The sequence below is a fragment of the Deinococcus fonticola genome, from assembly GCF_004634215.1.
GTDB lineage: Bacteria > Deinococcota > Deinococci > Deinococcales > Deinococcaceae > Deinococcus > Deinococcus fonticola.
Map to the genome: position 1 here is coordinate 1 of NZ_SMMH01000039.1, position 26,485 is coordinate 26,485.

Annotated in this window: 28 protein-coding genes, 1 rRNA gene, 2 pseudogenes and 1 riboswitch; of the genes and pseudogenes, 12 read left to right on the forward strand and 19 right to left on the reverse strand. The window is 64.6% G+C overall.

Features of this window, described 5'->3' with window-relative positions; genetic code table 11:
• Both E5Z01_RS20070 and E5Z01_RS16615 read left to right on the forward strand, forming a co-directional pair.
• A pseudogene (locus E5Z01_RS20070) lies at positions 1 to 117 on the forward strand (IS982 family transposase); the annotation flags it as partial.
• A 285-nt stretch (positions 118 to 402) separates the two neighbouring features.
• A complete protein-coding gene (locus E5Z01_RS16615) occupies positions 403 to 1,143 on the forward strand; it encodes a class I SAM-dependent methyltransferase (protein WP_135230381.1) in 741 nt (246 codons plus the stop codon).
• A gap of 3 nt (positions 1,144 to 1,146) precedes the next feature.
• On the opposite strand, the gene E5Z01_RS16620 is transcribed toward E5Z01_RS16615, so the two are convergent.
• Entirely contained in the window at positions 1,147 to 1,602 is a 456-nt protein-coding gene (locus E5Z01_RS16620; protein WP_135230382.1) for a PA2169 family four-helix-bundle protein, read from the reverse strand.
• 9 nt (positions 1,603 to 1,611) lie between these two features.
• Positions 1,612 to 2,589: a hypothetical protein gene (locus tag E5Z01_RS16625; RefSeq protein ID WP_135230383.1), complete on the reverse strand. Its 978-nt coding sequence runs from the start codon at positions 2,587 to 2,589 to the stop codon at positions 1,612 to 1,614.
• A gap of 203 nt (positions 2,590 to 2,792) precedes the next feature.
• On the opposite strand from E5Z01_RS16625, the gene E5Z01_RS16630 reads away from it, so the two are divergent.
• Entirely contained in the window at positions 2,793 to 3,350 is a 558-nt protein-coding gene (locus E5Z01_RS16630; RefSeq protein ID WP_135230384.1) for a putative glycolipid-binding domain-containing protein, read from the forward strand.
• Here E5Z01_RS16630 and E5Z01_RS16635 read toward each other — a convergent pair.
• On the reverse strand, positions 3,347 to 3,853 hold the full coding sequence (locus E5Z01_RS16635; protein ID WP_135230385.1) for a PH domain-containing protein: 507 nt from the start codon (positions 3,851 to 3,853) through the stop codon (positions 3,347 to 3,349). The two genes, E5Z01_RS16630 and E5Z01_RS16635, sit on opposite strands and share 4 nt — an antisense overlap.
• 21 nt (positions 3,854 to 3,874) lie before the next feature.
• Positions 3,875 to 6,145: a RelA/SpoT family protein gene (locus tag E5Z01_RS16640; protein WP_135230405.1), complete on the reverse strand. Its 2,271-nt coding sequence runs from the start codon at positions 6,143 to 6,145 to the stop codon at positions 3,875 to 3,877.
• Between the two features lie 458 nt (positions 6,146 to 6,603).
• On the opposite strand from E5Z01_RS16640, the gene E5Z01_RS16645 reads away from it, so the two are divergent.
• The gene (locus E5Z01_RS16645) at positions 6,604 to 8,181 is read left to right on the forward strand and encodes an L-glutamate gamma-semialdehyde dehydrogenase (RefSeq protein ID WP_135230386.1); all 1,578 of its coding nucleotides are present in this window, start codon (positions 6,604 to 6,606) and stop codon (positions 8,179 to 8,181) included.
• A gap of 90 nt (positions 8,182 to 8,271) precedes the next feature.
• Here the strand turns inward: E5Z01_RS16645 and E5Z01_RS16650 are convergent, their stop codons facing one another.
• Entirely contained in the window at positions 8,272 to 8,610 is a 339-nt protein-coding gene (locus E5Z01_RS16650) for a DUF4180 domain-containing protein (protein WP_135230387.1), read from the reverse strand.
• Between the two features lie 180 nt (positions 8,611 to 8,790).
• Between E5Z01_RS16650 and E5Z01_RS16655 the strand changes: the two genes are divergently transcribed.
• The 3 genes from E5Z01_RS16655 to E5Z01_RS16665 all read left to right on the forward strand — a co-directional run bounded on the left by E5Z01_RS16655 (position 8,791) and on the right by E5Z01_RS16665 (position 11,237).
• Entirely contained in the window at positions 8,791 to 9,291 is a 501-nt protein-coding gene (locus E5Z01_RS16655; protein ID WP_135230388.1) for a DinB family protein, read from the forward strand.
• Between the two features lie 50 nt (positions 9,292 to 9,341).
• On the forward strand, positions 9,342 to 9,839 hold the full coding sequence (locus E5Z01_RS16660; protein ID WP_135230389.1) for a DinB family protein: 498 nt from the start codon (positions 9,342 to 9,344) through the stop codon (positions 9,837 to 9,839).
• A gap of 111 nt (positions 9,840 to 9,950) precedes the next feature.
• Positions 9,951 to 11,237, forward strand: coding sequence for an aminotransferase family protein (locus E5Z01_RS16665; RefSeq protein ID WP_135230390.1), 1,287 nt, complete (start codon positions 9,951 to 9,953; stop codon positions 11,235 to 11,237).
• Positions 11,238 to 11,262: 25 nt separating this feature from the next.
• Here the strand turns inward: E5Z01_RS16665 and E5Z01_RS16670 are convergent, their stop codons facing one another.
• Positions 11,263 to 12,015 (reverse strand): WecB/TagA/CpsF family glycosyltransferase, encoded by a 753-nt coding sequence (locus E5Z01_RS16670; RefSeq protein ID WP_135230391.1) that lies wholly within the window; start codon positions 12,013 to 12,015, stop codon positions 11,263 to 11,265.
• Between the two features lie 81 nt (positions 12,016 to 12,096).
• Here E5Z01_RS16670 and E5Z01_RS16675 point away from each other — a divergent pair, with 81 nt between their 5' ends.
• Both E5Z01_RS16675 and bshC read left to right on the forward strand, forming a co-directional pair.
• On the forward strand, positions 12,097 to 12,771 hold the full coding sequence (locus E5Z01_RS16675; protein WP_119762873.1) for a Crp/Fnr family transcriptional regulator: 675 nt from the start codon (positions 12,097 to 12,099) through the stop codon (positions 12,769 to 12,771).
• A gap of 169 nt (positions 12,772 to 12,940) precedes the next feature.
• Positions 12,941 to 14,500, forward strand: a complete 1,560-nt coding sequence (gene bshC, locus E5Z01_RS16680; RefSeq protein WP_135230392.1) for a bacillithiol biosynthesis cysteine-adding enzyme BshC — start codon at positions 12,941 to 12,943, stop codon at positions 14,498 to 14,500.
• 241 nt (positions 14,501 to 14,741) lie between these two features.
• On the opposite strand, the gene groL is transcribed toward bshC, so the two are convergent.
• Together groL and groES are read right to left on the reverse strand one after the other, a co-directional pair.
• Complete coding sequence (gene groL / locus E5Z01_RS16685) at positions 14,742 to 16,379, reverse strand: chaperonin GroEL (protein ID WP_135230393.1); 1,638 nt, start codon at positions 16,377 to 16,379, stop codon at positions 14,742 to 14,744.
• Between the two features lie 99 nt (positions 16,380 to 16,478).
• Positions 16,479 to 16,766: a co-chaperone GroES gene (groES, locus tag E5Z01_RS16690; protein ID WP_119762867.1), complete on the reverse strand. Its 288-nt coding sequence runs from the start codon at positions 16,764 to 16,766 to the stop codon at positions 16,479 to 16,481.
• A gap of 275 nt (positions 16,767 to 17,041) precedes the next feature.
• On the opposite strand from groES, the gene E5Z01_RS16695 reads away from it, so the two are divergent.
• Together E5Z01_RS16695 and E5Z01_RS16700 are read left to right on the forward strand one after the other, a co-directional pair.
• On the forward strand, positions 17,042 to 17,647 hold the full coding sequence (locus E5Z01_RS16695; protein WP_135230394.1) for a GGDEF domain-containing protein: 606 nt from the start codon (positions 17,042 to 17,044) through the stop codon (positions 17,645 to 17,647).
• A gap of 54 nt (positions 17,648 to 17,701) precedes the next feature.
• The gene (locus E5Z01_RS16700; protein WP_240738513.1) at positions 17,702 to 18,250 is read left to right on the forward strand and encodes a nucleoside deaminase; all 549 of its coding nucleotides are present in this window, start codon (positions 17,702 to 17,704) and stop codon (positions 18,248 to 18,250) included.
• A 209-nt stretch (positions 18,251 to 18,459) separates the two neighbouring features.
• Here E5Z01_RS16700 and E5Z01_RS16705 read toward each other — a convergent pair whose 3' ends face one another.
• Positions 18,460 to 19,464: an NAD-dependent epimerase/dehydratase family protein gene (locus E5Z01_RS16705; protein ID WP_135230396.1), complete on the reverse strand. Its 1,005-nt coding sequence runs from the start codon at positions 19,462 to 19,464 to the stop codon at positions 18,460 to 18,462.
• Positions 19,465 to 19,554: 90 nt separating this feature from the next.
• On the opposite strand from E5Z01_RS16705, the gene E5Z01_RS16710 reads away from it, so the two are divergent.
• Positions 19,555 to 20,097: a GNAT family N-acetyltransferase gene (locus tag E5Z01_RS16710; protein WP_135230397.1), complete on the forward strand. Its 543-nt coding sequence runs from the start codon at positions 19,555 to 19,557 to the stop codon at positions 20,095 to 20,097.
• 18 nt (positions 20,098 to 20,115) lie between these two features.
• Here E5Z01_RS16710 and E5Z01_RS16715 read toward each other — a convergent pair whose 3' ends face one another.
• The 10 genes and pseudogenes from E5Z01_RS16715 to E5Z01_RS16755 form a co-directional block, all read right to left on the reverse strand.
• Complete coding sequence (locus tag E5Z01_RS16715) at positions 20,116 to 20,631, reverse strand: M23 family metallopeptidase (protein WP_135230398.1); 516 nt, start codon at positions 20,629 to 20,631, stop codon at positions 20,116 to 20,118.
• 115 nt (positions 20,632 to 20,746) lie between these two features.
• Positions 20,747 to 21,616 carry a bifunctional methylenetetrahydrofolate dehydrogenase/methenyltetrahydrofolate cyclohydrolase FolD gene (gene folD / locus E5Z01_RS16720; protein ID WP_135230399.1) on the reverse strand — a complete coding sequence of 290 codons (870 nt, stop codon included), beginning with the start codon at positions 21,614 to 21,616 and terminating at the stop codon, positions 20,747 to 20,749.
• A gap of 64 nt (positions 21,617 to 21,680) precedes the next feature.
• The gene (locus E5Z01_RS16725) at positions 21,681 to 22,553 is read right to left on the reverse strand and encodes a bifunctional 5,10-methylenetetrahydrofolate dehydrogenase/5,10-methenyltetrahydrofolate cyclohydrolase (RefSeq protein WP_135230400.1); all 873 of its coding nucleotides are present in this window, start codon (positions 22,551 to 22,553) and stop codon (positions 21,681 to 21,683) included.
• Positions 22,553 to 24,085, reverse strand: a complete 1,533-nt coding sequence (gene purH, locus E5Z01_RS16730) for a bifunctional phosphoribosylaminoimidazolecarboxamide formyltransferase/IMP cyclohydrolase (protein ID WP_135230401.1) — start codon at positions 24,083 to 24,085, stop codon at positions 22,553 to 22,555. Before purH ends, E5Z01_RS16725 begins: the two co-directional genes overlap by 1 nt.
• A gap of 43 nt (positions 24,086 to 24,128) precedes the next feature.
• Positions 24,129 to 24,216: riboswitch (ZMP/ZTP riboswitch) on the reverse strand.
• A 10-nt stretch (positions 24,217 to 24,226) separates the two neighbouring features.
• Positions 24,227 to 24,349, reverse strand: a complete 123-nt coding sequence (locus E5Z01_RS20075; RefSeq protein ID WP_240738514.1) for a RidA family protein — start codon at positions 24,347 to 24,349, stop codon at positions 24,227 to 24,229.
• 82 nt (positions 24,350 to 24,431) lie between these two features.
• A pseudogene (locus tag E5Z01_RS20315) lies at positions 24,432 to 24,662 on the reverse strand (RidA family protein); the annotation flags it as partial.
• A gap of 168 nt (positions 24,663 to 24,830) precedes the next feature.
• Positions 24,831 to 25,385 (reverse strand): hypothetical protein, encoded by a 555-nt coding sequence (locus E5Z01_RS16740; protein ID WP_135230402.1) that lies wholly within the window; start codon positions 25,383 to 25,385, stop codon positions 24,831 to 24,833.
• Positions 25,386 to 25,427: 42 nt separating this feature from the next.
• Positions 25,428 to 25,655, reverse strand: a complete 228-nt coding sequence (locus E5Z01_RS16745; protein ID WP_135230403.1) for a hypothetical protein — start codon at positions 25,653 to 25,655, stop codon at positions 25,428 to 25,430.
• On the reverse strand, positions 25,652 to 26,152 hold the full coding sequence (locus E5Z01_RS16750) for a YdcF family protein (RefSeq protein WP_240738515.1): 501 nt from the start codon (positions 26,150 to 26,152) through the stop codon (positions 25,652 to 25,654). The genes E5Z01_RS16745 and E5Z01_RS16750 overlap by 4 nt, the downstream gene beginning before the upstream one ends.
• Positions 26,153 to 26,360: 208 nt before the next feature.
• Positions 26,361 to 26,485, reverse strand: a 16S ribosomal RNA gene (locus E5Z01_RS16755); the annotation flags it as partial.

Below are 26,485 nucleotides of genomic sequence, written 5' to 3' on the forward strand. Positions count from 1 at the left end.
GGGCGTGGCTTGCGTTGGGGACAGGTGAAAACCATCTGGAGCTTGCGGTTGAAGGTCGCGCTCGTCCTCATCGCTTATAATCTCCGTTTCCAGAACTTCGGCCCTGTCAACCCCTAATCGCCGTGAGGTCTTCCCGGAACCCGCCGGGCCACACATGAAAACGACTCGGCTCATGCCAGGAGCTTAAACGCCTGCCTGTATCTCTTCCTAAGCAGTTTCGCTAGAGCTGCGGCGCGTACTGGGTAAGCGTCCTGGCTTACGCCCCCGGAGGGCCGTTAAACTGGCCTCACTTCCAAGGAGATCACCTGTGAGATTGCGTCAAATCCACTGAATTCACCGTGAACCGCCCCAGCGTCGTTTTTGTGCGGGCGGAAAGTTTCTCGTGTTTTCAGGAGGTTTGACGTGGCGCATTGGGCCCATTCTTTTTACGAGTTGCAGCAGCAACTGACGGGGTGTTACAGCGCCCCTGTGCATCCTTTCCATTACGAGTGTGTGCAGCAAATTCAGGAGGCTGTGCCCGCGGGTTCACTGCTGGAACTGGGCGCCGGCGGCGGGCAGTTTGCGGTGGCCGCCGCACGGGCGTTTCAGGTCACGGCGCTGGAACTTCGTCCTTCCGGCACGGCGCATACTCTGAAACTGGCCGCTGAGCATAGCGTGACCCTCGAGGCAGTGACAGGCGATTTCTACACGGTGCCGTTGCCACGCGCATTTGATGTGGTGTGCTACTGGGACGGTTTCGGCATTGACGACGACGCAGGGCAACAGCACCTGCTCCGGCGCGTGCATGACTGGCTCACACCGACTGGCACAGCCTTCATCGAGGTATTCAGCCCGTGGTACTGGTCGAAATATGCTGGTTACAGCCGCGAGTGGACGACCCCGCAACCCTCCAGACAAACCTACGGTTTCGATGCGGAGGGCAACCGCATGACCGACACTTACGCCCCTGACGGCCAGCCCGCGCGAACGCAAACGCTCCGGTGCTACTCGCCCGCAGATTTCCTTTTGCTGCTGAATGGAACGGGCCTGACCCTGACTAAAGCGCGTCCCGGCGGCCACTACGACCCTGACGCGCAGGTGTGGACGCCCGCTGTTCCCCTTTCCGAGTGCATGACCTGGACAGCCGTTCTGAAGCGTTCCTGACGGTCACTGCTGCGCTTTCAACTTCTGTTTCAAGTCCGCCAGTTCCTGCTGACTGGCTTTCACGGCGGCGAACTGATGCTGAATGAACGCCCGCAAGTCGGCGGGCATGTCCATTTCGCTCAGAACATCTGCATACTTCTGAACGGCGATGTCCTCGCCGCGCTGGCACTCGGAAACCACCGCGTAGTCCCCGCGTCCGGCCACGGCGTCGCGGACGTTCAACCAGGCGCGGTGAAGGGCGGCGCCCAGGGTACTGTGCTCGAACGGTTGGGCGCCCAGGTCGATGATGCGTTGCCGGACGGCTTCCTCGAACTCGGCCCGCTGCCCGCTGCGGCGGCGCAACAGGTCGGCCAACGCCGGGTCAGTGGCGTGCGCGGCGGCGTCTGCGAAGCCCTTCTGACCGTCCCGCAGGGTCTTGAGCAGGTACTGAAGCTGGTTGACCGTCGTTTCCTGAAGCATGGAGCCAGTCTATTCCGGCTGGCCTAAATCGAGCTGGAACGGCGCTTTCAACCCGGCCTCGGCCACGTCGCGCGCCACCTGCGGGGCGTAATTCAGGGCCAGAACCGCCCGGTAAGTGCGCTGCGCCAGTTCACGCTCACCCAGCGCGTCGCGCACCTGCCCCAGCCGCGCCAGCGTCAGGCCCGCCAGGCTGCGCGGCAGGTCGTCGGTGAGGGCGTGCGCGGCCTTTTCCAGCATTGCCCGCGCCGCCGTCAGTTCACCCGCCGCGAAGTAGATGCTGGCGGCGGCGGCGTCCAGCTCGGCTTTCGGCGTCACGGCGTCGCCGCTTTCGCGGGTCAGGGCGTCCAGCAGGGCGTTCAGGTCGTCGTCCTCGCCCAGTTGCCAGGCGCGGTCGGCCAGCGCCCGCAGGCGGCTGGTTTCGCCGGGCTGGAAGGTGGTCAGGTCGGGCGTCCCCGCGCCGGGCAGCAACTCCAGCAGGCGCGGCAGGTCGTCCAGCGACACCAGCACCGCGCCGGACTGCCCCTCCAGCGCCTTGACCAGTTCCCCCAGGCGTTTCTCGCGCCACACCGTGCCCGGCCCCTCGTCGAGTTGCTCGCGTAAGGTGTCGTGGTACGTCCTGACCGCCTGCATGACCCCTTCGCCCAGCACCGTCGCCGGCGACAGGGGAGCGCTCAGCACTTCCGCGAACACCCGTTCCGAATGGCCCGCCGCCCGCAGGCGCTCACGGCCCTGGGGGTACTGTTGCAGATACTCGGCCAGTTTGTCCTGATCGGCTTGCGCCCAGGCCCAGTCCGGCGCGAAGCCCTCCACGATCTCGATGCCCGCCGCCGGCAGCGCGTCTCTGAGCGGGTGATCCGCGTCCGGCCCACTGGCCCACAACACCCGCGAGGCCCCCAGGGAGCGCAGCACCTCCACCACCGTCCCCGCATTGAACTGCGGTTGCAACCGAAACAGATCTCCCAGATCAGGGACGAGCAAAAGCGTCATGGCCTGACTTTAGAGCATTGCCAGAAGAACGCAGGGCTTTTTGGCCGAGCGGCGCGAGTAAATTTAAGTCAGCAGGACGAAGAATAGAGTCAGGTGGGTGCCTTTCCATGCTTGACGGAATTTGGAGAACGGCTCTGGCGTGACCAGGTGACGTGAGGATCACACTTGCACGGGGCCTGTCCACAAGTTCAAATCAGGGCAGCATGACCGACACCCACACCATCTGGCGCGGCCTCGATCCTGACGCCACCAGCCTCGAACACCTGAGTTTGCAGCCCTGGTCGCAGGCCACCGGAACGGTGGTGAAAACCTTCGATGCCCATGGCTACGCCCTGAATTACAGCGTGAAGATTGGGCACGGCCGCTTTCCTGAACGGGTGGCCGCCGTGGTCGCCGGTGGTGCCCGCCTGACGCTGACGCGGGATGCCGGGGGCCTCTGGAGGGACGCAGAAGGCCACGAGCGCCGCGACCTGCGGGGAGCGACGGATGTGGACATCAGCGCCACACCGTTCACGAATTCCATACCGCTGCGTCGTCTGAACCTTGCCGTTGGTGCGGTGGCTGAGCTTCTGGTGGTCTGGATCGGCATTCCTGACCTGAAGGCGCGCCCCGTCCCGCAAAGGTACACGCGTTTAAGCCCGCACACCTACCGCTACGAGAACCTGACCAGCGGTTACCGCAACGAGATCATCCTGGATGCTCGGGGCCTGGTGGCGCTTTATCCGGGGGCCTTTGAGCAACTGGACATCCTGAACAGTTAATTCTCTTTGATCACAGCGCCCCGCTGTGCCAGCTCGGCCACGAAGGCCTCCGGGTCAGCGGGCGTCAGGAAATAGGCTTTCGCGTTCGCCTGCACGATCACGCCGCCCCGCGTGGCCGATGATGCGGCCAGCACATTCTTCAAGCCGTCGGCATGAAACAGGTAATTCCCGGTGTAGTACCCCGGCAGGCCGGTGCCGCCCATCTTCAACCCCAGATGTCCCGCCGTGCGCCACACGGTCATGCCGTTCAGGGGTAGGCGCGTCTGGCCCGTCATGTGCGAGACCACCAGCGCGTCCGGTTCCAGTGCGTAAGCCAGGCGGCGGGGCAGCATGACCCCCAGGGCGAGCAGCCCCGCCGTCAACACCAGCGGAAAGAAGCGCCAGAGCCCCGCTTCCCCATGCGGGTCAGGGATGAAAATGGGGATGGCGGAAGTCGCCACCGCCAGCCCCAGCACCCACCACATCGAGGCGGGCGCGCCGGCACGGGCCAGGGGAACGTTCATCACACCAGTTTAAACTGCCTGTTACCCGCTGGCTCCGTTGCGGGCTTTGCGCCCCCCACGAATGACGTCCTTTACCCCTTCGACTTTCATCAGGGCGTTGCGGATGCGTTCCAGTTCGGCGTTGCCGCTCACAGCCAGGCGCAGGCCGATGTGGGCGGTGTTTTCGGCGTTGACGCCCGCTTCGATTTTCATGGGGCTGACTTTCAGCAGGGTCAGGGCGCGCAGGGCGTCGGCCAGCAGGCCGCTGCGGTCCGGGGCCACCACGTCCAGTTCGACAATGCTGCTGCCGGTGGTGCCGGCGTCCCAGCTGGCGGCCACGCAGCGTTCCGCCTCGTCTTTCAACAGGCGAATCATGTTGGGGCAGTCGAGGCGGTGAACGCTGACGCCCCGGCCACGGGTCAGGTAGCCCATGATCTGGTCGCCGCGCATGGGCGAGCAGCAGTTGGCCAGTTTCGTGGAGGTGGTGAAGCCCTCGACGTACACGCCGCCCGGCTCGTGGGCTTGCGGGGCGGGCAGTCTGCGGCGGCTCGGCAGGGCGGCGGCCTGTTCCTGCGCGAGGCTGGGCGACAGGATACGCCCCACCACGGCGGGCGTGGTTTTGCCGGCGTGCAGGGCCAGGTACAGGTCGTCCGGGTTGCGGGTGCCCATGAGTTTCTGGGTGGCTTCCTCCAGAATCTTGGTGCGCATGAGTTGCCGCACCGGAAGCTGGCGCTTACGCAGGTAGCGCTCCAGCAGGTCATGCCCTTTTTTCAGGGCGTCCTGCCGTTCCTCTTTGCTGAAGTGATGCCGGATTTTTGTGCGGGCGCTGCGCGTCACGGCGAAATTCAGCCAGTCCTTGCTGGGTTTGCCGTTCTTGCTGGTCACGATCTCGACCATATCGCCGTTGTTCAGCTTGTGCGCCAGCGGAACGATGCTGCCGTTGACCCGGGCACCCACGGCGGTCTCGCCCACGCGGGTATGGATGTGGTACGCGAAATCGATGGGGGTGCTGCCCGCCGGCAGCGACACGGCCAGGCCCTTGGGCGTGAACACCCGCACGCGCTGCGAGAGGATGTCGGTCTTCACCGCGTCCAGGTAATCGCTGGCGTCGTTGATCTCGTTTTGCAACTCGCGCAGCTGCGAGATCCAGTTCTCGCGGTCTTTCTGCGCCAGCTGATCGCCCTGCTTGTACATCCAGTGGGCGGCCACGCCGTACTCCGCGACCTCGTGCATGCGCTTGCTGCGAATCTGCACCTCGATGGGCTGCCCGCTCTGGCTGATCACGGTGGTGTGCAGGCTCTGGTAGCCGTTGGGTTTGGGCACGGCGATGTAATCCTTGAAGCGCCCCGGCAGCGGCGTCCACATGCTGTGAACGATGCTGACGGTGTGGTAGCACACGCGCTTTTCGCGGGTTTCCTCGGCGCGCTCGCGGCGTTTTTCGTCGGTGCCGGGCGGCACCGTGAGTTCACGCGCGGTCAGGATCACGCGCAGGGCCAGCAGGTCAAAAATCTGCTCCAGCGCCTTGCCTTCCTTCTGCATCTTGTTGTGAATGCTCCACAGGTGCTTGCTGCGCCCGGTGATGTCGATGTCCGAGACCCACTCCGGCAACTCCAGATCGTCTTCCAGCGCCTCACGCAGCTGCGCCACCGCGTGCGTGATCAGTGCCTCGCGTTCTTCCTGGCGCGTGCGGAGGCGCGAGGTCAGGTACTCGTACTCGGCCGGGTGCAGGTAACGGAAACTCAGGTCTTCCAGTTCCCACTTGATGCGCCCGATGCCCAGCCGGTGCGCCAGCGGCGCGAAAATCTCCATGGTTTCGCGCGCGATGCGCTGCTGCTTCTCGGGTTTCATGCTGCCCAGCGTCCGCATGTTGTGCAGCCGGTCGGCCAGTTTCACCACGATGATGCGGATGTCGGCGGTCATGGCGATCAGCATCTGGCGCAGGTTCTCGGCCTGCATGTCGCGCCCGGTGAGGGCCACCTCGGCCTGCTGGCTGCCCTGCTTCGACAGTTTGCTGACCTTCGTTTCCCCCTCCACGATGCGGCGCACGTCCGGGCCGAATTGACGCTCGATCGACTCGAAATCCACGCCCTCGACGTCCTCCACCGTGTCGTGAAGCAGGCCCGCCATCAGGCTCTCGGTGTCCATGCCCAGTTTGGCCAGAATCACCGCCACCGCCACCGGGTGGGTGATGTACGGCTCGCCACTCTTGCGTTTCACGCCTTCATGCGCCTCGCGGGCGAACACGTAGGCGTCTTCCACGCGCTTGACCTCGCTGGCAGGCCGATCGGCGATCAGCGCCCGCAACTCGGACATGCCGTGATCGGTGGGGTCAAAGGGCGCGGACAACTCGGGCACGACCGCCAGAATAGCGTGCCAGAGACAATGCACATGGGGGGGAATGCACACAAATGACGGGGTTGGGGGGAAAACGTGGAAAAAGCGGGGTGATGGGTCACTGCTGAGTGGAAAAATACCGGTCTGACACTGGTTTTTCCCTGTGCCCTGATGGGACGTGTAACGCAGAGAAGCAATGCGGCACCAGCAATAAGTCGCCTCCCTCGCAGAGAAGGGCGTCCAGACCCACCTGCCCTCACTTGTCTGGCCTTTCTCACTTGCGCTGGTTTGCATTTGCAAAGTCTGCTGGCCGATCCGGCCCTGCTTGACAGTCTGGTGAAGGCTATTTTTGCCGTGCGTTAGCGTCACTTTCGGCTTTCTTGCCACCGTGTTACGCTCGGCCTCGAACCATTGTTTCAACCCACGAGGAGATGCTTATGACCGAAACGCTGATGGCGGGCCTGCTGCCCTTCGAGCACGAACCGTACTTCAATTACACCGACCCGCAGGTGGCGCAGGCGCAGCGCGACGCTTTCTTGCAGGTGCGGCAAAACTATGTCGGAAAGACCTTCCCCCTGTTCATCGGTGGGCAAAAAGTGGAGGCCAGCGACACCTTCGACGTGCTGAATCCCGCCGACACGCAGGAGGTGCTGTGGCGTTTCCCGAACGCCAGCGCCGAGCAGCGCGACCAGGCCATCCGCAGCGCCAAGACCGCCTTCGAGGACTGGCGTTTCAGTGACCCCATGCAGCGGGCCAGCCTCCTCAAACGCGCCGCGCAGCTGCTGCGCGAGCGGCGCATGGAGTTCGTGGCCGTGATGTCGCTGGAAAACGGCAAGAACTGGGCCGAAGCCGACGGCGAGGTGGCCGAAAGCGTGGATCACTTCGAGGTGTTTGCCCGTGAAACGCTGAAGTGGGCGCAGGGCAAACCCGTGTACCCCATGCCCGACGAGCACGTCACCACCATGTACGAACCGCTGGGCGTGGTCGCCTGCATCAGCCCCTGGAACTTCCCCAGCGCCATTCCCCTGGGCATGGCCCTCGGCGCCATTGCCGCTGGCAACACCGTCATCTGGAAACCCGCCGGGGATACGCCCCTGTCGAGCTGGCTGATGGTCGAGCTGCTGCTGCAAGCCGGCCTGCCCGCGGGCGTCATTCAGTTTCTGACCGGCCAGGACGACATCCTGGGTGATCCCCTGGTCGACCACCCCGACATCCGCATGATCGCCTTTACCGGCAGCAAGGAGATCGGCTGCCGCATCTACGAACGCGCCGCGAAAGTCCACCCCGGCCAGAAGTGGCTCAAGCGCGTCATCGCTGAAATGGGCGGCAAAGACCCCACCGTGGTGTGCGCCGACACCGACCTGGACGTGGCCGCCCGCGACATCGTGGCCTCCGCCTTCGGGTACGCCGGCCAGAAGTGCAGCGCGTGCAGCCGCGTGATCGCCGAGGACAGCGTGTACGACGAACTGCTGGAAAAAGTCGTCGACCTGACCAGAGGGCTGAAAGTGGGCCTTCCCGAGGACAACGCGCCGCTTGGCCCGGTCATTCACGAGGACAGCGCCGGGCGCGTCATGAAGTACATTGAGGCCGGCAAGAACAGCGCCCGGCTGATGTGCGGCGGCGAACGTGCCGAGGTGCCCGGCAAGTCCGGCGGCTACATTCAGCCCACCATCTTCGCCGACGTGGAATCCACTGATCCGCTGTTTCAGGAGGAAATCTTCGGCCCGGTGCTCAGCTTCAGCCGCGCCCGCGACTGGCGGCACGCCATCGACCTGGCCAACGACAGCGAATACGGCCTGACCGCCGCTTTCTACAGCCGCGACCCCGCCAAGATCAGCGAAGCCCGCCGCCTGATGCACTTCGGGAACCTGTACATCAACCGCAAATGCACCGGCGCCCTGAGCGGCACCCACGCTTTCGGCGGCTACGGCATGAGCGGCACCAACGCCAAGGTGGGCGGCCCCGACTACCTTTTCTGGTTCATGCAGACCAAGACCACGGCGCAGAAGTACTGAGACGGCTCTAAAAAGAGAAGATGAAATATCTTCTCTTTTTCCGTTACGGGGGCAAGTAAAAGAGGGTTTGGACGGCGCTTCAGCGGGCGGCTACCCGGCCAGGTGTTCCAGCCACTTCCGGGCTTCTTCCTCGGTCTTGAAGAACCTGACCTGCGGGTGCCTGGCGTGCTCGTGCGCGAGTTCGCTGAAGCGTGCGCCGTGCGCGCCGAAGTCCGGAACAATGACGGCCGTCGGGAGGCGGTAAGTCACGAGTTTCTGGAACAGTTCGCCCAGCAGGCCTGTTTTCAGGTTCAGGAATTCCTCTGAGAAATCAGCCTCCGTCAGGATCAGGGCGTCAGCGCCGTACAGGGCTCCGATCACCTCCGGAATATCGCTGGCCTGACTCAGGGCAAGGCCCAGTTCCGACGCGGTTTTTATCTGTGCTGCCATGAGTTGACGCTACCACCCACGTTCATCTGCTCAGGATTCCGGTTGAACAGTCTTTCCATAACTGTTCAACCCGACTGGAAGGAGCAGGAAGAAAAAGCGTCCCGGAAGTGCAGTGCTTCCTCCGGCGTTGTTCCGGAGGGAGCACGAAACAAACGGGAGGCTTATGAGAAACTGGGCACCATGACTGATCCAGACCGCAATGTTCGTTCGCAACTCGCTTTCGCTCGCCTGCTCCCGAAGCTGTTTCGGGGCGGGCAGGCGTTCGTCGGTGTGGAAGCGGCCCTGAGCGACCTGACCGACGAGCAGGCCACCACGCAGCCCGAGCACCTGCCGCACACGGTGGCGGGGCTGGTGGCGCACATCAACTGGTGGAACCGCTGGATGCTGGACATCATCGAGATGGGCCAGGCCCAGCCGTACCCCAGGCACGCGGCGGACACCTGGCCCGAGGTGAGCTCGGGCGAATGGAGCAAAGTCAAGAACGAGTTTTATGAGTTGCTGGCCCGCATCGACCCACACGCGGCCCGGCCCGACCTGAGCAATCCCGTGAACCACGAGGAAACCATCGGGGAACTGCTGGCGGATATGGCGCTGCACACCGCGCACCACTTCGGGCAGGTCATCAGTACCCGGCAGGCCATCGGCGCGTGGCCCCCAGCGGGCGGCGGCGACACCTGGTAAAGCAATTTTCTCCCTCCCCAGCGGTGGGGCGGGGCCGAGAAGGGGGACATGTGACCGACGAAACTTCTAAAGAACCGGGTCTCTGTGACGTGTTTGGCAAGGCCGTCGGGAACCTTTACCGGGGCGGCCCGGCGAACGTGTCCTGGGAGCGGGCCTTCGAGGGCCTGACTGCCGAGGACGCCGGGCGCGTGCCGCCGCACCTGCCGCACTCGGTGGCGCAGGTGGTGGCTCATGTTCAGTTCTGGCAGGCGTACCTGTTGCGGGTCATCGGCGGCGAGAACCCGCCCACGCCGGAGCACGCGGCTGGCGGCTGGCCGGCACCGGGCAACTGGGAAGAGGTGAAAACAGCTTTTCAGCAAGACGCGGCGAGACTGCGCGAGTACGCCAGAGATGACGCTTTTATCCTGACAACAGACCGGCAAGGGCAGCCTTACGGCGTGGCCCTCACGAATTTTGCGGGGCACAGCGTGTACCACCTGGGCCAGGTCGTGAACATTCGCCAGGCCCTGGGCTTGTGGCCCCCACCCAGTGGGGGAGACACCTGGTGAACCGGGCAGCCCCTTCTGTTATGTGACGACTTGGAAATCGAGCACCGTCTGTAGAGGAGAGGCTGAGGCCGCCCTCGCCTTTGCCTCTCAACCTGTAAAGGAGTTTCTCTGGTGTCAAACGTTTTTTACCGCAGCAAGAAGACTTATCCGGTGGCCGTGCGCGCCGAGGGCGTGTACCTGTGGGATGACCAGGGGCACCGCTTTCTCGACGGCAGTTCCGGGGCGCTGGTGGCGAATATCGGCCACGGCCGGTCGGAAGTCGCCCAGGCGATGGCGGCGCAGGCCTCGAAACTGGCCTTCGCGCACGGTTCACAGTTTTCCAGTGACGTGCTCGAAGGGTACGCCGCGCGCCTGGCAACGTTCCTGAAGTTGCCGGAGTACCGCTTGTGGGCGGTGTCGGGCGGCAGTGAGGCCAACGAAAGCGCCATCAAACTGGCCCGGCAGTACCACGTCGAGCGCGGTCAGGCAGGGCGGTTCAAGATCATTACCCGCGTGCCCAGTTACCACGGCGCTTCCCTGGGTGCCCTGGCTGCCTCCGGCATGGGGGCGCGGCGGGAACTGTACGTTCCCCTGATGCGCGAAGGGGCCTGGCCGAAAATGCCGAAACCGAACCCCAGCCTGCCTGGCCCGGACGACGCCGAACGCCTGCGCGCGGTGCTGCAGGAAGCCGGGCCGGACACCGTGGCGGCCTTTATCTGCGAACCCGTGGTGGGCGCGTCCGACGCGGCCCTCGCGCCGAACCCCGGCTACCACGCCCGCATCGCGGACATCTGCCGCGAGTACGGCATTCTCTTTATCGCCGACGAGGTCATGGCTGGCATGGGCCGCTGCGGCTCGCCGCTGGCCGTGCAACTCCATGACGACGTGACGCCGGACATCATCACGCTGGGCAAGGGGCTGGCGGCCGGGTACGCGCCCCTGGCGGGCCTGATGGCTTCGGGTGACGTGTACAACACGGTGATGCAGGGCTCCGGGGCGTTCAAGCACGGCTTCACCTACGCCGGGCATCCCGTCAGTGCCGCCGCCGGGTTAAGCGTGCTGGACATCGTGGAACGCGAGAACCTCACGGGGGCGGCGCGGGAACGCGGACAGCAACTCCTGAACGGCTTGCAGGAATTGCAGGCGAGACACCCGCACATACTGGAAATGCGCGGTCAGGGCCTCCTGCTCGGCGTCATCCTGGGCGATCCGGCCACCGGACAGGCCTGCGAGAACCCCGGGCTGGCCGAGAGAATTGCTGGCCGGGCGCGTGAGCTGGGCCTCATCACCTACCCCGGCACGGGCGCGGTAGACGGCGTGCGTGGCGACCACCTTTTGCTCGGCCCACCCCTCAGCATTACCGGAGCGGAAGTAGAAGAAATGCTGGAGCTGCTGGATCGGGCGTTGCAAACGACTTAACGCCGATGCAATCAGTTCCTTTGGCCTAGCGCCCGCCCCGCTTCTTCTCGGCCTGCACCATCGCCACAAACTGCGCGAGTTTGGGGGCCCGTCCCCAGCGGCTGCGGTCGCCGGCGATGCGCCAGATGAACTCCACGCCCATTTTGCGCGTCCATTCCGGGGCGAGCTGCGCAGTTCCGGCCAGCACGTCGATGACGCCGCCGCAGCCGATGGCGACGGGTGTGTTGTGAACCTGGCGCCAGTACTGGTTGAAAGTCTCTTGCCGTCCGCTGCCCATGCCGGTCAGCAGCAGGTGGGCGCCGCTGTCGCGCACCAGTTCGGCCACGCGCTGATCCTCGTCCGGCTTGAAGTACCCGTGGTGAACGCCCGCCACCTGCACGCCGTACTGCTGCGCCGCGTTCTGGGCAGCCTGCTCGGCCACGCCGGGTTTGGCCCCCAGGAAGAACACGCGCAAATCCGGGCCGTGCCGGGCCATCAGGCCGCGCGTGATGTCCATGCCCGGCGCACGCGGCACGTCCACCCGGGCGATCTGCCGGGCGGCGTAGACGATGCCCACCCCGTCCGCCGTGACCAGGTCGGCCTGCTGCATGACCTTCACGAACTCCGGCTGGGTGCGGCTCTGCACGATGAATTCGGGGTTCAGGGTCACGACGGTATGCGTGGCGCGTGGCGCGTGGAACATCCACTCTCCCAGCTGATCCAGCGTCTGGGACAACGAGATGACATCCAGCGGCAGGTCGAACAGCGTGATGCGCTGGCGGAGTGCGGGAGAACTCATGGTGGTTCGGATTGTACAGGCTGACCACGCCAGGCAGACCGGTTTGACTTCCGCCCGGCGCAGTGCGGCATACTGCTGGGCATGTTGCCCGGCGCTTTCTCTGCCCTGCCCGCCGATGCCCAGGCGCACCTGCTGGCTGCGGGCCGCACCGGACGCTGGTCACGCGGCGAACTGCTGTTCCACCCCGAAGACCCCGCCGAGACGCTGTATCTGCTGACCGGCGGCGTGGTGCGCCTGTACCGCCTGGGCGCGAGTGCCCGTGAAGTTACCCTGGACGTGCACGGCCCCGGGTCACTGCTGGGCGTGTCGGCGCTGCTTTCCGGGCAGCGCTACGACATGTACGCCGAGAGCATGGACGACACCGAGGCGCTGTGCCTGGGCCAGGAGTTGCTGCAACGCGCCTCGCAGGCGTCGCCGGCCATTGCGGTGGCCCTGACCGAGCAGGTCACGCGCCAGATGCGCGGGGTTCACGAACGGCTCTCGGGGCTGGTGTTTCTGGAAGTGTCGCAGCGGCTGGCCCTGTCGCTGCTGACCCTGGCCGAGCGTGAGGGCGACTGGTCGCCTTCCGGCACGCTGGCCCTGCGTGACCGCGTGTCTCACCAGGATCTGGCACACATGGTCGGCAGCACGCGCGAAACCATCACCAAACTGCTGGGGGACTTTCGCAACCGCGGCCTGCTCGACCTGGGCTACCGCCGTATCATCCTGACCGACCGCGCGGGCCTGCTGAAAGCCGCCCAGGAACCGCTCAGGTAACGCGTGACACCCCGGAGGCTTTAAGACTATCCAGACATGCTCTCAGTTCGGAAATCTATCTTTCCTGAGGGCAGATTTCCGGGAGTTGGTTTTACTCGTAAAGCGGTGTATTTTGCATGGCGGCACGGCTGCTCCAGACATGGCCGGGTGCCGGAAGGCAGGCTGAAGCATGGCACGCAACGTCGCTGCGGAATACCGCAAAGGACACCTCTCCGAATTCATTCGCCTGCCCCTGCAAGGCGGCCTGCAAACCGCGCTGACCGAAGCGCGCCCGGACATCGACCGCGCCGCCCTGGCCGAAGCCCTGCGCACCTACCACCGCGACCTGGGCACGCTGAATAAAACGCTGGAAGAGGGCCTGGAACGCCTGACCCACCCGGCCTCGCGTGTGGTCGTAACCGGGCAGCAGGCCGGATTCCTCACCGGCCCGGCGTACAGCGTCCACAAGGCTGCCGACGCCATTCTGCTGGCCCGAGACCTCGACACCGAGGAGGCGCCCGTCCTCCCCATCTTCTGGGTCGCCAGTCAGGACCACGACGCCGATGAAGTCGCCTCGACCACCCTGCTCGATATGAACGAGGAACTGCACCACCTGAGCGTGGACATTCCCCACGGCCTCCCCATCGGGCGCGTGCCGTGGTGCGCCGGGTGCAACCATCAGGTTCGCAAATTCCTGAAGGACTTCGCCGCCCCCGCCGAGCACAAGGAAGCGGTCGGGCAGCGCCTCCTGAACGCCGCGAAAGCTGGCGGGTCGTTTGCGGACGTATTCGCCCGCCTCGTGCACGACCTGCTGGGGCCACACGGGCTGATCGTTCTCGACCCGCTGCACCCCGCGCTGGCCCGCCTGATGACCCCCGCACTGGCCCGCGAACTGCAAAACCCCCTGAAGTCCTCCGAACTCATCGAGGACGCGGCCGGGCGCCTGCACGAGCAGGGGTTTCACCCACAACTGCGCCGCCCCGCCGGGGCCACCAACCTGTTTATCGAGGAGGAAGGCCACCACCGCCGCCTGCTGCGCTTCGATGGCGCACAGTTCAGCACCGACACGCGCACGTACACCAGGGAAGAACTGGAAAGAACGCTGGAACGCGACCCCAGCCTCCTCACGCCCGCCGCCGGGCTGCGGCCCATCGTGCAGGACTCGCTGCTGCCCACCGCCGCTTTTGTGGTCGGTCCCGGTGAAATCGCCTACGCCGCGCAACTCCGGGATATCTACCCCCTGCACGGCCTTCAGCAACCCCTGCTGTGGCCGCGTCTGAGCGTCACCTGGCTGGAACCCAATGTTGCCCGTCTGCTGCGCCGCTTCGGCGTCACCGCCGCGCAGTTTCAGGCCGACCCGGCCGGCACGCTGGGCCGGGCGCTCGCCAGCGAACGCAAGGTGGGGGCCATGACGCTGACCGAACTCGAGCGCGTGAGCGAGCAGCTTCAGCGCATCACGGGCGAGATCGGTGGCCTCGACCCTACGCTGGTGCGCGCCGCCGAACGCACCCGCCAGCGCACCACCGCCCGCGTCGAACACCTCCAGACCCTCGCCGCGCACGCCCTGGCCCGCGCCGAGGACACCAAGACCGGGCAGGTCACCCGCCTGAAAAAACACCTGCTGCCGGGCGGCATCCCGCAGGAACGCGAAATGAACTTCCTGACGTACCTGCTCAAGCATGGCGAGAAGCCGCTGGAGATGTTGCTGGACTTGCCGGCCGGGTTCGTCGGAGAACTGGAAATTCCCTGACGCGCGACTGTCAGACACCGAGAACGTAACGCCAGCGAGAAGGCAGAGGCATCGTCTACAGGTCTGTGGGGGTTCAGAGTAAGGTGACAGCTTTCCTCGATCATGGGGAAAGCTGTCGCCTTGAATCTCTCCGGAAGCCGGGCGGAGCGGCCGTCAAGAAAGAAGAAGGCCGGAGCAATTGCCCCGGCCTTTGCGGCTGGCTGTCAGCGTTTTGCTATCAACCCTGCCACATTTTTCTTGCTTAGAAGTCCATCCCGCCCATGTCGGGACCGCCGGCGGGCGCGGCAGGCGCGGCCTTCTCGGGCTTGTCGCTCACGATCGCTTCGGTGGTGAGGATCAGAGAAGCGATGCTCGCGGCGTTCTGCAGCGCGGTGCGGGTCACCTTGGCGGGGTCCACGATGCCGGCGGCGACCATGTCGTCCACGTACTCGCCGGTGGCGGCGTTGTAGCCGTAGCGGGCCTTGTCGCTGTTGATGACGGCGTTCACGATGACGCTGCCTTCCTCGCCGGCGTTCGCGGCGATCTGGCGGGCGGGTTCTTCCAGCGCGCGGATCAGGATGCGGGCGCCGGTGGCCTCGTCGCCGATCAGGCCGGCGGCGGCTTCACGGACGGCGGGGATGACGCGCAGCAGGGTGGTGCCCCCACCGGCGACGATGCCTTCTTCCACGGCGCTGCGGGCGGTGCTCAGGGCGTCCTCGTAACGGTGCTTCTTCTCTTTGAGTTCCGTTTCGGTGGCGGCACCGACGCGGATGACGGCCACACCGCCACTCAGCTTGGCGAGGCGCTCCTGGAGCTTCTCGCGGGCGTAGTCGCTGTCGGTGTTGTCGAGTTCGCCCTTGATGGCGTTGACGCGGGCGTCGATGGCGCTCTGCTCACCCTTGCCGTCCACGATGGTGGTTTCGTCCTTGGTGATGCGGATGCGCGCGGCGCGGCCCAGCATTTCCATGGTGACGTTCTCGAGCTTGTGACCGAGGTCCTCGCTGACGACTTCCCCGCCAGTGACGGCGGCGATGTCGCGCAGCATTTCCTTGCGGCGGTCACCGAAGCCGGGGGCCTTCACGGCGGCGATGTTCAGGGTGCCGCGCAGCTTGTTGACGACCAGGGTGGCGAGCGCTTCGCCTTCGACGTCCTCGGCGATGATCAGCAGCGGACGGCCGGTCTGGGCGACCTTCTCGAGGATGGGCAGCATGTCCTTGAGGTTGCTGACCTTCTTCTCGTTGATGAGGATGTAGGCGTCTTCCAGGACGGCTTCCATCTTCTCGGGGTTGGTGATGAAGTAGGGGTTGATGAAGCCCTTGTCGAACTGCATGCCTTCGACGACGTCCACTTCGGTGTCGAAGCCCTTGCTCTCCTCGATGGTGATGACGCCTTCCTTGCCGACCTTGTCCATGGCAGCAGCGATTTCCTGACCGACGACTTCATCGTTGGCGCTGATGCCGGCGACTTTCTTGATGGCGTCGCTGTCCTCGACGGGCTGGGCCTGCTTCTTGATTTCCTCGATGGCGACGGCCACGGCCTTCTCGATGCCGCGCTTCAGGGCCAGGGGGTTAGCACCGGCGGCGACGTTGCGCAGGCCTTCTTTCACGATGGCCTGGCCGAGCACGGTGGCGGTGGTGGTGCCGTCACCGGTGATGTCGTTGGTCTTGCTGGCGACTTCTTTCAGCAGCTGGGCGCCGATGTTCTCGAGCTTGTCCTCGAGTTCCACTTCCTTGGCGACGGTCACGCCGTCCTTGGTGATGGTGGGGCTGCCGAACTTCTTCTCGATCACGACGTTGCGGCCGCGCGGCCCGAGGGTGACCTTGACGGCGTTGGCGACGGCATTCACGCCGCGCTCGAGGCTGCGACGGGCGGATTCATCAAACACGAGCTGTTTAGCCATGATGGGTACTCCTTAGATATGAATTCGGGGCGGTGCTGGAAAAGCCGGCATCGAAGAAAGGGACGGGCGCTGGGCCTTGGTACCTTATTTTGCGATGGTTTACTCGACGATGGCGAGGAGGTCGCGTTCGCTCAGAAGGCTGTAGTTCTTGCCTTCCAGGCTGACTTCGGTGCCGCCGTACTTGGCGAAATACACGGTGTCGCCCACTTTGACTTCCATAGCGACTTTGGTGCCGTTGTCCAGCGTCTTGCCGGTACCCACGGCAACAACTTTGCCGCGCTGGCTCTTTTCCTTGGCGGTGTCGGGGACGTACAGGCCGCCGGCGGTCTTCTGCTCGGCTTCTTCGACGATTTCCACGAGTACTCGGTCACCTAGTGGTTTCAGCATGGGTGTTCCTCCGTTTGAATGAATTTGTGCGGCTGCTTTCCAGACTCCTTTTTGCCGTCTGGAAGCGTGATCCGCTCTGGAGTGTAGGACGTGAGTAAGAAAAATGTCAAATGCTGCAATCTGAGAATCTGAGTGTAACCGACTCAACTGCGCTGGGACAAGAAAAAGCCATATCCCCCTGAAAACTACTAGGCAAAACATATATATGTAATAGGGATATATATCTGATTGTTCGCTGATGTCCGGCCACCCGTCCTTGCTGCTGGAGGAACACCATGCCCAGACCCGCCATTCTCAACCGTGAGGCCTTCGAGACCGCTTTTCAGAACCTTGGGGCGGCGCCTCTTACGCTCGCGGTGCTCGACCTTGACCATTTCAAGGAACTCAACGACCGACTCGGGCACGCTGAAGGCGACCGCGCCCTGCGGGACGTCGAACGGCTGCTTTCCGGCAGCCTCCCCAGCGGCAGCAGTGTGGGGCGCATCGGCGGGGATGAGTACGCCGCCCTCCTGCCCGAAACCGCCGCCGAAACTGCCCTGATCCTCCTCGATGAGGTGATCAAGCACTTCCATATTCACCGCGACCCGCACTGGCCCAAAAGCCTGGGCCTCAGCGTCGGGCTGGCGGCCCGCCCCGCGCACGCCAGCGAGTACGCCGACCTTTACCGCGCCGCCGACGAAGCCCTGCTGCGCGCCAAACGCGAAGGAAGGGGCCGGGCCTGCATTTACGTCGAAAGCAAAATGGTCTTGAAAAGCAACTACTACCCCAAAAGCCAACTTGAACGCCTCGCCAAACTTTCGGGCGCCCTGGGCCGCACCGAAGCGAGCCTGCTGCGTGAAGCCCTGGACGACCTGATCGAGAAAAACCGGGGGGCGCTGTGACCACGCCAGATGCCAGCGAGCAGGCGGAACGCACGAAACGCTCGTATCTGCCCCGTGACCCAGGCTTCCTTCGCCGGCTCGTACGCCATCGGGGCGTGCATCGTTGACGCATCTGGGCAGGTGCTCGCGCGGGGCCGCAACCGCCTGAGCGATCCTCGCGGTGCGCACGGCGGCGTGATCGGCGGTCATGACCTGGCACACGCCGAGATCAACGCCCTGCTGAACCTGCCGGCCACCCCCCGCCCGGAGTGCTATGGATGGACGGTGCTGACCACGGTGGAACCTTGCCCACAATGCGCTGGGGCAGTCAGCATGAGCGGTATTCGTGCGCTGGAGTACGCCGCCCCCAATCCGTGGGCTGGCTGCGCCCGCCTGCTCAACGACGACCCCTACGTGCGTCGTAAGGAGATTCGCGTGGGCCGCGCGCCCACCGACGTGCAGCGCCTTGCCACGCGTCTGGCCCTGGTGAGGTTCCTGGACGAAGGCCACGACACGCCGGACGACGTGCAGGCGGCCCTGGCGGTGCATACCGCTGGGCACCTGCCGGCTCTGCGCGCAGCGGGCGCGTCGCTGGCTGCCGCGCTGGATCTCCTGAACATCTGAGGCATGCGGTCACCGGGGAACGTACCCTCTTGTGTTCGAGCACTGGGACGGTCAGCAGGCCCATACGGATGCCGTCTGTTGCGTTGACCAACGGGGAAAGAGCCGGGTTATAAACTCCACGTCCAGCACCTGCCTTCCTTCTCTTTCCCTGAGCAGCTGTACCCGTCCGCTCGGATTGAACCGTTGATCAATTTCAATCGGAATCCGTCTCACTCCACCTTATTCAGTTCAGGGTAACTGGCGCGCACCGTCTCGCGGATGGCTTCGGGCACGCCGCCGGGCTGGTGCCCCAGGATCGCGCGGTCTTTCTCGGCGTCAACGAAGAACTCGCGGTGCATGATGTCGCGAGCCAGGAAGTTCAGGTTCAGGCCGCCCTCCTGGCCTTCCTTCTGCTGCTTCGCGGCTTCCTGCTTCAGCGGCAGGTTGGTCAGGAACGCGGGCACGTTCAGCACGTGGGTCGATTGCCCCAGTTCAGCGCGAATGAGGCCCACCAGTTCGTTCCAGGTCAGGTTCACGTCCGCCACGGCGTAGGCTTTGCGGTGGTTGCCGCGCAGGGCCGCGCCCAGGGTGGCCTCGCCCACCTGCCGGGTGGTCAGCACGGCACTGCCGCCCCTCGGATACATCACAAAGGACATGGCTTTCAGGCGGTCGAACAGGACTTCTTTCCAGAACGGTGTGCGGCCCGGCGTCACCCCGAAAATGTACGGAAGTTCCAGCACCATCACGTCTGTGCGCGGGAGGCCATTCTCGGCTTCACCTGCCGCGAAAGCCCGTCCCTCCTGCTCCAGTCGGGCCGCAATGTAAGGGTGATGCTGCGCCAGTTGCCAGTCCGGGTGCAGGCGGTGCATGGTCACGAAGTAAGACCCCAGCACCACCACGCGCCTCACCCCCGCCTGACGGGCCGCCAGCACCACGCGTTCGGTCACGCCGCCCAGTTGCTCCTGAAAAAAAGGCAGGGCCGGGGCCGCCGGCACCACGCGGTCATCCGCTCCGAAGGCCTGCACCACCACGTCCACGCCGCTCATCAGGGCCGCCAGTTCGTTCATGCTCGCCGTATCCAGCGGCAGCAGGTGCAGTTTCACGTGGTCATCGAACGCCGGCCCCAGCTTCGCCGCGCTGCGGGCCGCGGCCACCACCTCATGCCCCTGCTTCAGAAACTCCAGCGCGATGGGATACCCCAGCATGCCCGTTCCACCCAGAATCAAGACCTTCATCCGGGCGAGTGTAGGCGCGGAGGTCTGAAAGGCGTCTCAACATCCAGCCAGGTGAGAACTCACCTTCACGCGCTCCTTTAAAGTGACCTTATGCAGCACGACGTGACCCTTCAGGACGGCAACGTGACCCTGCGCCCCCTCGCCGCGCAGGACATCCCCGCCCTGTGCGCCATGGCCGACGAGTGCGCCGACGAACTGCGCCAGATGGGCACGCTGCCCAACACGCCCGCGTACTACCAGACTGCGCTGGACGCCCCCAACCAGATGCCCTTTGTCCTGCTCGTAGACGGCGAACTCGCTGGCACCACCCGCTACGGCGACCTGCGCTCCCAGGACAGTGGGCTGGAAATCGGCTGGACGTGGCTTCACCCCCGCCACATGCGCACCGGCGTAAACCCCCGTATGAAACGGCTGCTGCTCGCGCACGCCTTCGAGCAGATGCATATGGAGCGCGTGCAACTCAAAACCGACATTCGCAACATCCGCAGCCAGGGCGCCATCGCCAAACTCGGCGCCACCCGCGAAGGCGTCCTGCGCTCCCACATGCGCCGCCCCGACGGCACCATGCGCGACACCGTGATGTTCAGCATCACGCGCAAGGAGTGGCCGGCCGTGAAAGCCCGGCTGACCTGAACGTCATCTGCGCCAACGTTATCTGCGCCGGAGCAGTGGGTAGGGGTTGGTGGCGCCCGAACTGGTATAGATGCCGTAATGCAGGTGCGTGGGCGTGCCTTTCGCATTGCCACTGTCTCCGACGTACCCCACGACCTCGCCGGCCTGAATCCAGTCTCCCCGCTTGAGGTTCGGGTAACGTTCCAGATGGGCGTAGTAGTGCCGCCAGCCGCCCGGCCCCAGCACCGTGACGGTCTTACCGCCCAGGTTGTTCGGGCCGACGTTCAGGACGATGCCGCGTGTCGTGGCCCGAATAGGCGTGTTGCGTTTGGCAAAAATGTCGATACCTTCGTGCCTGCGCCCCCCACTGCGCGCTCCGCCCCACGTGTCCACCAGTGCCGCGCCCGGAAGCGGGTTCGGTAAACTCTGGGCGGTGGGCACCGGGGCGTTCAGCAGGGCCGCGTAGCGCTGCGCGTTCTTCACCAGCGGCCACAGCAGGTAGGCCGCCACGCCAAGCAGAACGAGAACAAAGAGGCTGCTCAGCAATCGGCCCATAACATCAGAATGCCGCACAGGCGCGGTTCGGCAATCCGCCGAAAGTTGCAATCAGGACAGAAAAACCAGGCAGTGAACATCACAGTCACTGCCTGGTTCTTTCTAACAGTTTGTCTCAGCGTTTCGCTTGCATTTCCGCTGCGGCGACGGTGTTCCCGAGCAACTGGGCGATGGTCATGGGGCCGACGCCGCCGGGAACGGGGGTCATGGCGCTGGCGACGCTGGCGACATCGGGGTGAACGTCTCCGAGCAGTTTGGGTTTCTTGCCTTCGCGTTCCTGTCGGTTAATGCCCACGTCGATGACCACGGCGCCGGGTTTCACCATATCCGGCGTGACGAAGTGCGCCTTGCCGATGGCGGCAATCAGGATGTCAGCTTCGCGGGTGACGGCGGGCAGATCCTGCGTTTTGCTGTGCGCGACGGTCACGGTGGCGTGCGCGTTCGTCAGGAGGCCAGCCATAGGGCGGCCCACGATGTTGCTGCGCCCGATAACCACCACGCGCTTTCCGGCGGGGTCGATGCCGTAGTGCTTCAGCAGGTACATGACGCCCTGCGGCGTGCAGGGGACGCTGGCGGGGTGGTTCGTCCACAGGCGCCCCACGTTCATGGGGTGGAAGCCGTCCACATCCTTGTCCGGGTCGATGGCGAGCAGCACCGCTTCCTCGTTGATGTGCTTCGGCAGCGGCAGTTGCACCAGAATGCCGTTCACGTTTCCGTCCTCGTTCAGTTGCCGGATCAGGGCCATCAGTTCGGCCTGCGTGGTTTCTTCCGGCAGGGCGTGAACAGTGCTGCTCAGGCCCGTTGCCCTGGCTTTGGCGTCCTTGCCCGCCACGTAACTCACGCTGGCCGGGTCTTCCCCCAGCCGCACGATGGAAAGGTGCGGTTTCCGGGTCAGTTTCGCGGCCCGCTCGGCGGTTTCTTTCAGGAGGGCTTCGGCGGCGGGAGGGCCGGCCAGTTTCTGCGCGGTGTGGTCGGGTGCAGTCATTTGAACTCCTTTGCTTTCAGGCTAACCCTTTGCCGTGGGGCGGCGTTCAGCATCGCGCAGCAGGTCATTCGACGGTTTCGCCACGTTGCAGTTTTACGGCTCTTACCAGGTTCTGGTACATCAGGGCGCTGGTAAGCGGCCCCACCCCGCCGGGCACGGGGGTCTGTGCTTTCACGGGCAGGTGGGGCAGGGCGTCGCCGGTCACGCTGCCGTCTGGCTGCACGTTGATGCCGGCGTCAATTAGGACGTGGTGCGCTTGAATGTGCCCGGCATTCAGCAGGCCAGGCCGTCCCACGGCGACCACCACGGCGTCCACGCCCGCCAAGACGCCCGTCAGGTCGCGGGTGTGCTCGTTGCAGATGGTCACGGTCACGCCCCGATTGTTAAGCATGAAGGTGAGGGGGCGGCCCACCGTGCGCCCCGGCCCGATCACCGCGACCCGCAGGCCGCGCAGGTCGTCTCCCAGCGCCTTACGCAGCAGGAACCGCACCGAGCGCGGTGTGGGCGGCAGAATCGCCTCCGGCTCCCGGCCCGCCGCGATCAGCGCGAGGTTGGCCGGGGTCAGGCCCTCCACGTCCTTGCGGTGAGCGATGTGCAGCAGGGCCTCATCGGCGTCCAGGCCAGGGGAGAGGGGCAACTCCAGCACGATGCCGTGTACCGAGTCGTCCGCAGAAAGTTCATGCAGGGCCGCGTGCAGGTCGGCCTGGGTGGCATTCGGCCCCAGGTCGACGCTGTGGAAATCCACGCCGAGTTTGCGGGCGCGGCGGGCCTTGCTCTGCACGTACACGCGGGAAGCCTCGTCGCTGGAGGCCAGCACACTGACCAGCCGGGGCTGGAAGGCGTTGCCGGATTCTCCCCAGGCAGCCAGGTTGGTTCGCACCTGCTCCATGACCTTCTCGGCCAGGCGTTTTCCGGTCAGGGCTTGCGCTTCCGTCATCAGTGCTTGAAGTGCCGTGAACCGGTGAACACCATGCTGAGGCCCAGTTCGTTGCAGGCGGCGATCACTTCCGGGTCGCGTTTGGCTCCGCCCGGCTGCAGAATGGCGCGCACGCCCTGACTGGCGGCCAGGCGCACCACGTCGTCGAAGGGGAAGAACGCTTCGCTGGCCAGCACGGCGCCCTGGGCATTGTCGCCGGCGTTGGTCATGGCGCGTTCGGCGGCCCAGATGCGGCTGACGGCCCCCGCGCCCAGGCCCACGGTCACGCCGTTCTTGACCAGGGCAATGGCGTTGCTGCGGGCACCCTTCACCACGCCCCACGCGAAGCGCAGATCCGCCCACTCCTGCTCGCTGGGTTGCCGGGTGGTCACGACTTCGGGGCACAGGTCGCTCCACGGGCGCGTGTCGCGTTCCTGCACGGCGAACCCGCCCACCAGGGGCCGCACGTCCAGCACACTCAGGTTCGTTTGCGGCCCGGCGATCAGGACGCGCAGGTCAGGCTTCTTCTCCGCGAACCACTCCACGGCGTCCGGCGTGACCTGCGGGGCAATCAGGACTTCCAGGAAGGTGCCGCGCATGGCCTGTGCGGCATTCAAGTCCACGGCGCGGCTCACCGCCACCACACCACCAAACACGCTGAGGGTGTCGGCATCACGGGCGCGTTCCCAGGCCGCCCGCACGTCCTCCGCGACCGCCACGCCGCAGGGGTTGGCATGCTTTACGGCCACGCACACCGCGCCTTCTTCCTGCGCTGCCAGTTCCTGACAGAGGTTCCAGGCGGCGTCGGCATCGGCGTAATTGTTGAAACTCATAGGTTTTCCGGCCACCACCTGCGCGTCGATGACTGGCCCGTGAGCCTGGCCCCAGCGGTAAATGGCGCCGGGCTGGTGCGGGTTCTCGCCGTAACGCACCTCCGCCGTTTTCGACAGGTTCAGCGTCAGGTGCTGCGGCAGTTTCGTGGGCAACTCGTCCGACGTACCTTCCAGGTAGGCGGTAATGGCCGCGTCGTACTCGCTGGTGTGCCGGTACGCTTTGGCGGCCAGGCGGCGGCGTTCGGCAGGGGAGACCTCCTGCTGCAAGGCCACGGCGTAGTCCGCCGGGTCGACCAGCACCAGCACCCCCTCGTGGTTCTTCGCCGCCGAGCGGATCATGGCCGGGCCACCGATGTCGATGTTCTCGATCACGTCCCCGTCCGGTGCGCCGCGGGCCACAGTTTCGCGGAAGGGATAGAGGTTCACGCACACCAGATCAATCGTGCCGAACTTCTGCGCCCTCAACTCGTCCATATGCGCCGTGCCCCGGCGCGCCAGGATGCCGCCGTGAACGGCCGGGTGAAGGGTTTTCACGCGCCCGTCCATCATTTCGGGGAAACCCGTCACGTCGCTCACCTGCTGCACGGGAATCCCCGCCGAAGAAATGGCCGCGAAGGTGCCGCCCGTGCTGAGCAGCTCCCAGCCGCGCTGCTGCAACTGGGCCGCGAACTCCACCACGCCGGTCTTGTCACTCACGGAAATCAGGGCTCGTTTCGTCATTCGTTCTCCAGGAAAAAAAAGAGACACCCGGCCTAAAGCAGGAGTGTCTGACCCAGGCGCACGATCAAGTCTGAATTTCAGGAGGCTTCCCCGTGGTTAACCCACCGTCTGCGCCAGTCGCCACCCGCTGACCTGACCAGTCTACCCCCAGGGGGCCACCGCAATGGCTTCCACCTCGATCAGCCATTCTGGACGCACCAGCCCCGCCACCTGCACCAGACTGCTGGCGGGCGGATTCGCCGTGTCCACGAACTCGTCGCGCACAGCCCGAAATTCTGTCAGGCCGGAATTCTGTCAGGTGGGTCAGGTCCGTCATGAACACGGTCAACTTCACCACCGCCCCGAAAGACAGGCCCATCGCAGCCAACGCCACCTGGATGTTCCCGAACACCTGCCGCGCCTGGACCGTAAAGTTACCTTTGCCCACCAGTTCGCCTGAGGCATCGACGGGAACCTGCCCCGACAGGTAGACGGTGCGTCCGCCCATTACTTCAGCCAGGTGCGCGTAACCCGGCGTTTTTGCCAGCGCCGGAACATGGATCAGCCGAAAAGCAGGAACGGCAGAGGAGTCGCTCATCACTCACTCTACCGCCCACGCGCCAGGGATTTAGACGGATTTGCACCCTGCTCCGTGATTTCTGGAACTGCACCACAATTCACTCCGCGCCGTCCAAATCCGTCACTTCTTTCACTCGCCTCCGCTCGAAAAAGAGAAGACGAATCATCTTCCCTTTTTATAGCCGTATCAGTTGCTGTTGCCGCTGCCATCAGGTGAAGGGGCGCTGATGGCTGGCGTCACCGAAGCGCTGCTGGTACCACGAATCAACTCCTGCAACTCGGCCATCACGGCGCGTTCCTTGTCGTTGATCTGTTCGCCTCCCATGCCCAGGAACCCGCCCTCTTTCGCGGCCTGCGCAGTCTTTTCGACCACCTGCATCAGCATGTCCCGGTACGCCTGCGTGTCCTCGGGGCTGGCCTTGCTGCTCACCACCCAGATGGCCTGGCGCACGCCTTCCACACTCTGCGCTTTAGCTTCGTCCATGTTCTTGACCTTGTCCTGCTGCGGCAGGTCTTCCGGGCGCGGCGCCTTGCCCATCAGGTCGGCGGCCATGGCTTCCATCAGGGGCGTGCGGCCCTGCTTGCTGACGTTCTCGCGCACACTTTCCGCGATGGCCTGCATCTCGGCAATCAGGCCGGTCACGCCGCTGGGGCTGGCCGCGACCACCGCTGCGCCCGCGCGACCGGGGCCGCTCATGACTTTGAACCATTCGTCTGCCGTGAAGTTGTCCTTTACGCTCATGCCGCCAGCTTAAGGGGCAACTGAAGCCGTTGAATGGCGACTTCATTCACGTTCCTTCACGTCGTCCAGGTTGAAGCGAATGGGCTCGGTTTCCTCACGGTTCACCTGTTCGTCCGGCGTGAGGCCGTGTGAACCGAACAGCCCACCCGCGGCCAGACCCGCGCCAAAAGGATCACCGTGGCGTTTCTCGGGCTGTACCAAGGGCTTGATGAAAAACGACGCGGCAATCAAGCTCACAGGCAACACGATAAAAATCAGAAATCCTGTCATCCTTTGACCCCCACCAACGCATAAGCAGCGAACGCTATTTTCTCGCGCAGCAGGTAGCGCCAGTCCGGACTTTTGCTCAGTGGACTGGGATTCACGTTGGCTTTCAACCCCAGCGCGTGCGCCAGGGCCAGCGCCCGGGGCGCATGCGCGGAATCGGTGACCAGGGTGACTGGCGTTTCCGGCGGCAGGAATGTCATCGCGTTCCGCAAATTCTCGATGGTCGTCCGGCTGCGTGTCTCCGCCAGTAAATGCTTAGCTGGAACACCCAGCGCCGCCAGGTAGTTCACGCCTACCTCGCCCTCGGTAAAAGGGTCACCTGGACGACGGCCACCAGTCACTACTATTTGCGAAACACTGCCCTGCTCGAAGAGGGAATAAGCATGATCCAGGCGCCGCCTGAAGGCCGGGCTGGGTTTTCCGGCGTACTGCGCTGCCCCCAGCACAAGCACCGCTGAGTGTGGCTGGCCTACCTGCGCCCTGGGAAGAGGGGAGAGCATAAGCGCTGCTCCCAGCAGTCCCAGGATCAGCAGAGGAAGCACAGGGTTGACGGAAAGACGCACCCGCATGGCGAGAAAGTAGCACACGGCTGCCTGAAAAGCCGACCAGAAACAAGTCATCGCAAACAACTACAAAAAGAAACGCGGAACGACTCCGAAGAATCGTTCCGCGTTGGGAAGCACTGATGTTGAACATGACGTGACCTTGAAAGGAGGTGATCCAACCGCACCTTCCGGTACAGTTACCTTGTTACGACTTCACCCCAGTCATGCGCCACAGCCTAGACACCTGCCTTGCGGCTCCCGGTGGTTTTAGCTGCAACGTACTCCCAT